The sequence below is a fragment of the Mesorhizobium sp. M4A.F.Ca.ET.090.04.2.1 genome (assembly GCF_003999085.1).
In the GTDB taxonomy this organism is placed as follows: Bacteria; Pseudomonadota; Alphaproteobacteria; order Rhizobiales; family Rhizobiaceae; genus Mesorhizobium.
In genome coordinates, this window is record NZ_RZOT01000332.1 from 1 (window position 1) to 6,744 (window position 6,744).

At 55.6% G+C, this 6,744-nt stretch carries 5 protein-coding genes and 1 tRNA gene; 1 reads left to right on the top strand and 5 read right to left on the bottom strand.

Annotation, left to right across the window (positions count from 1 at the left end):
- Positions 1-291: 291 nt before the first annotated feature.
- The 5 genes from EN781_RS21660 to EN781_RS21680 all read right to left on the bottom strand — a co-directional run bounded on the left by EN781_RS21660 (position 292) and on the right by EN781_RS21680 (position 6,521).
- Positions 292-1,110, bottom strand: a complete 819-nt coding sequence (locus tag EN781_RS21660; RefSeq protein WP_127400313.1) for a hypothetical protein — start codon at positions 1,108-1,110, stop codon at positions 292-294.
- 107 nt (positions 1,111-1,217) lie between these two features.
- Positions 1,218-1,811, bottom strand: coding sequence for a hypothetical protein (locus EN781_RS21665; protein WP_127400314.1), 594 nt, complete (start codon positions 1,809-1,811; stop codon positions 1,218-1,220).
- Between the two features lie 294 nt (positions 1,812-2,105).
- On the bottom strand, positions 2,106-4,463 hold the full coding sequence (locus EN781_RS21670) for a DUF5906 domain-containing protein (protein WP_127400315.1): 2,358 nt from the start codon (positions 4,461-4,463) through the stop codon (positions 2,106-2,108).
- 161 nt (positions 4,464-4,624) lie between these two features.
- Positions 4,625-4,900: a hypothetical protein gene (locus EN781_RS21675; RefSeq protein ID WP_210213487.1), complete on the bottom strand. Its 276-nt coding sequence runs from the start codon at positions 4,898-4,900 to the stop codon at positions 4,625-4,627.
- 343 nt (positions 4,901-5,243) lie between these two features.
- A complete protein-coding gene (locus EN781_RS21680) occupies positions 5,244-6,521 on the bottom strand; it encodes a site-specific integrase (RefSeq protein ID WP_127400316.1) in 1,278 nt (425 codons plus the stop codon).
- Between the two features lie 160 nt (positions 6,522-6,681).
- On the opposite strand from EN781_RS21680, the gene EN781_RS34030 reads away from it, so the two are divergent.
- Positions 6,682-6,742: transfer RNA gene (locus EN781_RS34030), tRNA-OTHER, on the top strand.
- Positions 6,743-6,744: the final 2 nt, after the last annotated feature.

The following is a 6,744-nucleotide window of genomic DNA, read 5'->3' on the forward strand; positions in this document are numbered from 1 at the left end:
AGCATATTCATAGCCGTGACGGCGTGCTCGTTTGCCATGTCGATAGCTTGCCGGGAAACTTTCGACCGCGAACCGACTTTCTTAAATCCCTTGTGACCGGGCAGGAATTTGCCGGATCGCTCGTCTTTACCGGTTCCGTCGTCTTTGCCGATATTGGGCGTAAGATTTACCATTGTATTTTAACACCCGTGTCAGCCATTTTTCGGTAATTTTACGGCGAAAATCCGCCCCGGCGATTCAAAGGAGGAAGGAAATCGCCGGGGCGACACGCCTAGTATTATCGGCAAATTACTAGGCGGATTTACCCATCAACAAGTTGAACGATTCCGTCTCGCTCAAATTAGACGATTGCGAGGTGAAATTGATCGTCGCGATCAAGAGCTTGTTTGCGGCGTCCACGGCGTCCGAACGGAGCTTGATCTGATCAACTTTACCCTTCGCCAGAAGACGGATCGATGAATTGTCCATCGTTGTCTTCAACGGATCGGCGGCGGTCGAGAAATCGTCCGACGGTTCGTTACCCATGACTTTCAGCGTCTTTTCCACGGCGAACGCTTCCTCCAGCAAGGCAATCAACTGTGGATCGTCCTTGAATTGGGTCAACGCGATCATGGGGACGACCGCGTTGAGTACGGTCAATCCGCCTTCGACACACCATTTGTAGGCGGCGCCAAGATCATTGCCGAATTGCGAGCGGAGCATCTGCCTAATTTCTTGGCGCTGTAGAACGTCCACGGCATTACCGTTCGGGGTCGCCGTGGCTTCGATTGGTTGTTTCAGACTATAGCGAGCCGCCGCTACGGTCTGGCGTTCGGAGATGGCGGCTTGGCGCACAGCGCGGAAGCCGGGGCCGCAGTAGCGTGAGCAAGCTTCCGCCCCAACGCGCGCCACGTCCTCGACGCGCTTAAATTGCCCGTCTGCGGCGGCAATGGACGCTGCCGCCGCGCTAAGGCCCGTCCCGAGCGCCGTAGCGACAGAATCCAGCTCGCCGCTTACCCCAGCGAACTGTGCAGGCCAATACCAGCTATACGACCCGCCCGTCGGGCTGGACCACTGATAGAGCCCGCCCCTCGTCTCGCCCGCTACCTTGTTGAAACCCTTGATTGCCATAGTCTGTATTCCTTCCGCTTAGAGTTAGTCGTATTTAAGCGAAAGCAATAAGACTGACCGTCGCGACAAGCAAAGACAACCGGAAAGTTATCCACAACTGCTAATTACTATTGAATGTTACCGATATTTGCGCCCGGTGCCGCCCATGTGGTCGCATCCTTAGATCGATAACCTAGACGGACCAGCGCACGTGCAATTTCTGGCGTTACTGGCTGTAACTTGTTCTGTGGCTCGACCGAATAAGACTTCCACGGCTGGAGCAATCGGTCTAACAATTCCGCAACGTAATTCGGTCCGGTCATGGCAAAGCCGTGGTTGTTTTTCTCATCAAGCGTGTGAACGATTGTTTCGTCCATGCCGACAAAGAAATAATTGTTGCCGGACACGATATTTGCATCGTTCGGACCGCCTACGCTGCCCACTGCTACCACACGCTTGCCGGTCATTAATTCTCTGGCGTCGATCAGGAAATGATAGCTGCAATAATTCTTCTCGACCCAAAATGTCGTCCGGACGTTCCGGTGCGTGTCGTCATATCCGCTGAATATCTGGATATTTGCATCGTCAAAATTGAACGTTGCTCGACGGAGCGGACGCGCAAATGGTCGGTCCCGGAAATGTTCCATCGCGGCATCGAAGGCAACGCCGAGCTTGGCGAACTTAATTCCGTCTGGTGTGGCTGATAGGGTTAGTTCGTACATGGTTGCTTTCTCCTGGTTTTTACCCCGGCGATTACCCATTGTGCCGACCGGGTAATTTGCGCGTTGATTTGGTTGCAGTTTTGCCGGTTCTGTATCGGTCTAATTAACCGGTGCTCCCCTGCGGCGGCGTCATGAGAGCAGCGGCGAGTTCATGGCCGCTCCATACTTATTTTCATAATTTTAGAAGTGGGGCCGGGGCTGGACCGGGTTGGACCAGGTTATATTTCTAACACGCGAGACTCCCCCTTCATTCCATAAGGTTTAAAACGTGGTCCAACCCGGTCCACGTGGAATTTAGCCTCCAAATTTAAATTTGCCGCGAGCGTCTACAGCCTTGGCGTAAGCCCCCTGTGGATCGGCTTCGATCTGTTGCAAGCTGTAGTCCCGGATGATCACAAAGCGATATTTATTTAGTCCGCTTCCAACCTTGCCGGAGAGCGTCATTGCGGCTCGCTCGATCAACTTATTGACCGTCTTGTCGCCCGGTATTTTGACGTTGTTGTCGTGCAAATAGGTCATGAGGTCGCTTCGTTCGGCAACCGGTCCCGGCCATTCTTCCCTGAACGCGGCTATCAGCCCGTCCAAGTCCGACTGCATCGCGCCAAGAGCTTTCCGCTTGGCTTCGTTCATGTCCGGTATTGCGCCGGGCTTGAACGTGGTTAGGTCCAGGCACTCCAGACGATTTCGAACCGCTGCGATAAATTTCGGATTGGAAATATGTCCATAAAGGCGTTCGTAGTATTCGGGCGATTGTCTAATGGTCGGATTGGCAATCACGTTGAAGCGTCGGTCCGAAGCGTCGAACGGGAGAGCGTCCCAATTGTTGCTGAAAAATAGCCAGCGACAGCAATTGTATTCGACGTATTCCAGACCGTGCTTTTCGTTGATCCGTCGGAATTCCGGATTGATCATCGCCTTCAATTTTTCGCTGTGGCTCCAGCGGGTCCAGCCTTGCATTCCGGCTTTCCCCTCATCCACAACGGCAAGCAATTTCTTGCTCAATCGACCGTTGAACGTCCCTTCGAGGATTTCTTGCAATTCAACGCCGGCAGCGACGTAGCCGCGCAAAACGCGAACTAGGACGCTGGACAGCCAATTGCGGCCGATGCCAGTTTCTTCGGCGATCAACAGATAAGCAGACTGTGGGAGCTCTTCCGGTCGCTGCAAAATGTGCGCAAGCCACTGCTCGAAACGACGGCGCTCTGTCTCGATTGGGACGAGGTACGCAAGGTGTTCATTCCAGACCGCGACAAGCGATTGATCGTTGTTCGGCAAGCTGCAGGGTCGAAACCCGCGCCAAGTGTTGAAACCGGTCCCTTGGGTCTCCGGAGCCTCGCAAATGATCGACGCGTTCGGCTTCCAAGTTACAACGTCAACGCTCTTCCGGTCTGGTGACTGGATCCACAGATTGAGAACCGGCTGAGATTTCTTTTTGAACGTCCCGGTCTTCGGATCGAACGTTTCCGTTTCGACCTCATATTTGCTTGCCGCATAGTCCCGTTGAGCCGTCGCAAACGGTCGGGCGTACAGCGTTCCGGAATCGGCAACTGCTCCACCCGATTTGCCGTCGCGGACAAACCAGAGATTGGCAATCGCGTCGTCAATGGTCAGAACGCGCGTGTGGATGGGTCCGGAGTCGCTTCCGATCTTGCGGTTCTCCGCAATCTGCCGGTCCCGACGTTCCTGCATATTGCCGGTGTAGACCACGATGCAATGCGCGATGGAATTAAGGGTTGTTCTATTTCGGTAATATGCCCGCTTCGTCCATTTTTCCCGCTGGCCAAGCGCCGATTGGCTGAACAGCCTAATCATTCTTTCGTGGTCCTTGCCGGTCCAATAGGCGAGCCGATTCATTAGGGACACGTCGGCTTGTGATTGGTCGAACGGCTTGCCGGTGCTGGAGGGATAGAACGACGCCAGCGCGGCCTCGTGAGCCTCCCATAGCTGGATGTTAGTCGGGGACTGTCCCAGCGTCGCCTTGGTGCCGCCTACGGAGGCCAGGAAGCGTTGTAGAAGCTCGCCGTCGTCTTCCGGGCCGTTCCATCGCGGATCGACGCCAGAGGGCGCCGCATCGTCCGTCTCGCCTGCCGCCCGCAACGGGATCATGCAAGCCAACTGGTTGGTCCAATCGAGATCGATATTGCCTTGGATGCCGCCGGGACCGAACGCGACGAACCGCCCCGTCCGATAGCACTCCAGCCAGCCGGCCCATTTGTTGCGGAAATTGGCGAGCGCGGCTTTGTCGCAACGGCCGAAAATGTGCAGGCCTTCATTTGACTGCGAAAGCTCCCACGCTGCACCGCTAAATTGCCGGCAAATCGCTTGAGCTTCGGGAGATAATTCGCCGGTCGCCGCGTCGCGGCAACCGTCTAAGTCCATTAGGAAGAAAGGGTCCGCGTCGGTAAACACAAACCCGATCCCGGCATATTGGCCGGACGCCAGCGCCATAGTTGCCGTGCCGTAATCCGACCACGTAGCGCGATCGACGGCACTAGCCGCTTGCCCGGTCTTCGGATCGAACGGCAGCTTCGCCGGCTTCGGTTCACCGGGTCGTTGCACAAGCCGCCAGACGACGAACTGCGGAAGCGCCTTGAGAGGTTCGGGCACGTCGACGTTGCCCGAGCGCGCGGGTGGTGATATGTGGGCGTTCACTGGTATTGTCCTTCAGGGCCGGCAGCGTTGCACCGCTCGCCGGCCATTCTTTGAGCGTCGGATCAACTAACCGCTGCTCTGTTTCTGGAAATTGTTGTTAACTCAAATACTTGATGAAAACGCAGTCCCGCCGAAAGCGGCGCGGGTAAGCCATGGGGGAATTAATCGCCCCCTCGGGCCAACATGAATTGCTCGACTTCGGCGCGCACCCAATAACGGCGCTTGTTGATAACGCGGGGTTGGGGGAAGTCGGAAACGGGCGGCGTCACCTTTCCCGTTCGGGGATCGCATGAGCCGTTCAGCCAGCGATAGAGCGTCATATCGGTGATGTTGCCGAGAGCCGCGCGCACAACGGGCGCGGGGATGAGTTCCACGGAAGACATGGGACGAACCTTGTTGATGAGGGAATGGCTGGGAGGCTGGCTCTCGCGATCCATCGCAGAGCGCCGGGTCGTTTCCCGGCTCCGGGTCGTCCAACCCCTATCGCCGCGTCTTCCTCGCGGCCTTGGGCCGTCCAGCCCCTCACACCATCGGTCGTCCAACCTTTGGCATAGATAACCGACCATAACAAAGTCTAGTGGTCAATAACTCTCCATAACTCCGCTGTGGATAACTATAAGCGCCATTTCTTCTTATTTGGGCTCCAGCCGTCGCTCTTTGTCCGTTTACGATCCCATCGATTTATCATCGTTAGACCGATAATCAGGAAGATGACCCCGAGCGGCATCAAAGGTGAAGCAATTAGGCTAATTCCAAGGAGGAATAGGATAACGCCAATGATCATGACGCCAAACCTTTCCGGAGTATGGCAACGTTGTTTCCAGTGATTGCTTTAACGCGTGTCGCCCATTGTTCCAAAGCGTCCCGCTTTTCGTCTTGATAATCGTACCGGTTATAGATCGCGGCAACCCCGGACACCTTACCGGTTTTGTGATTTAGGATTGCTTCGGTCACTTCCTGCTTAATTCCAAGCTTGGCTAGTTCGGTCGCACATGTGCGCCGCAAATCGTGCAAATGCCAATCGGGCAACGCCGGTTCGCCGCAATGCTTATCGAGCGCTTTCTTGCCATTGCTGAATCCGCTGAACGGCGTCGTTGCGGTTGTCGTGAACACGTATTCCGACAAATTGCCGTCCGCGTCGTGCATCTTGGGCAACGCTTCAATTATCGTCTTTGCAAGCGGCGAGAGCGGCACGACATGCGGTCGTGAATTCTTCGTACGAGCTGCTTCAAGCGTGATCGCGTCATCGGCAATTTCGGACCATTTCAGATCGGCGATTTCGTCGCGGCGTTGCCCAGTCAACAATAGCAATTGTGTCATGGGGCCGAACGGATAGCCGCACTTTTCGGAAGCGTTCCAAACCGTCTTGATTTCCTCATGGGACAACACGCGGTCGCGGCTGGTCGGCTTGGCCGGCGCTTCGGCAAGCTCGATGATGTTCCGGCCCATGACGCGCGCAACGGGCTTCCAGCGGAAGAACGCGGATAGCACCGCAAAGGCGTTCCGCCTCGCGCCCGGCGTCAGCTTCGCCAAGAGCTTTTCGACGTCCCGGTAATCGAGCGTCCGAATGTCGTTAACGTGTTTCCAGTGCGGTTTGATATTGGTCGCGATTATGCGCTCATATTCGTCCGCTGTGGTTGCCTTAACCGCCCTACCCTTGAAACCGGTCGTCCTGGCCGTCTTGATAAATTCATCGAACCAAGCGCCCACACTCGTCTTGTCGATCTTCTGTTGCCGGGGATCGTTGCCGCGCCGTGCATCCGCAACCACACGTTCGGCAAGCGCCCGTGCTTGGGTGACGTTGAGCGCTTGGGTTGCCGACACGATAATTGCACCGCGTTCGACACTGCCCGTTTCGTCATAGCGACCGATAGTAACTTTGGACGCCTTACCGTCGATCTTGGTACGCACCGCCCACGACAAAGCGCCGCTCGGTTGCATGACGAGGTAGAGCCCGGACTGAGTGCTGTCTGGTATCTCTTGCCGCGTGGTTGTCGGCTTCAAATTGCTGATGAATGCAGCGGCCTTTTTGAACTGGCCGGGTATCGAATTAAGCATCGGTTTCGGCTCCGGGGTAACCTCAGGGGTAAACTGGGGTATGTGATATTACGTTATTGGCCGTTATGCAAACCGATGCTCTCCGGGTCTAAATCCGGATAAAATTACGTAAAATCAACGCCTTGACAGACGTCAACGTTAGATAACGTTATGCTTCGGGGTGTTCTGGCACAAAATTTGTAAACCGAAGGTCGGCGGTTCGATCCCGTCCGGGGGCACCACC

Coding starts and splice junctions, on each gene's coding strand:
- EN781_RS21660 (WP_127400313.1), bottom strand. CDS start 1,110: ATGGCAATCAAGGGTTTCAACAAGGTAGCGGGCGAGACGAGGGGCGGG.
- EN781_RS21680 (WP_127400316.1), bottom strand. CDS start 6,521: ATGCTTAATTCGATACCCGGCCAGTTCAAAAAGGCCGCTGCATTCATC.
- EN781_RS21665 (WP_127400314.1), bottom strand. CDS start 1,811: ATGTACGAACTAACCCTATCAGCCACACCAGACGGAATTAAGTTCGCC.
- EN781_RS21675 (WP_210213487.1), bottom strand. CDS start 4,900: ATGGATCGCGAGAGCCAGCCTCCCAGCCATTCCCTCATCAACAAGGTT.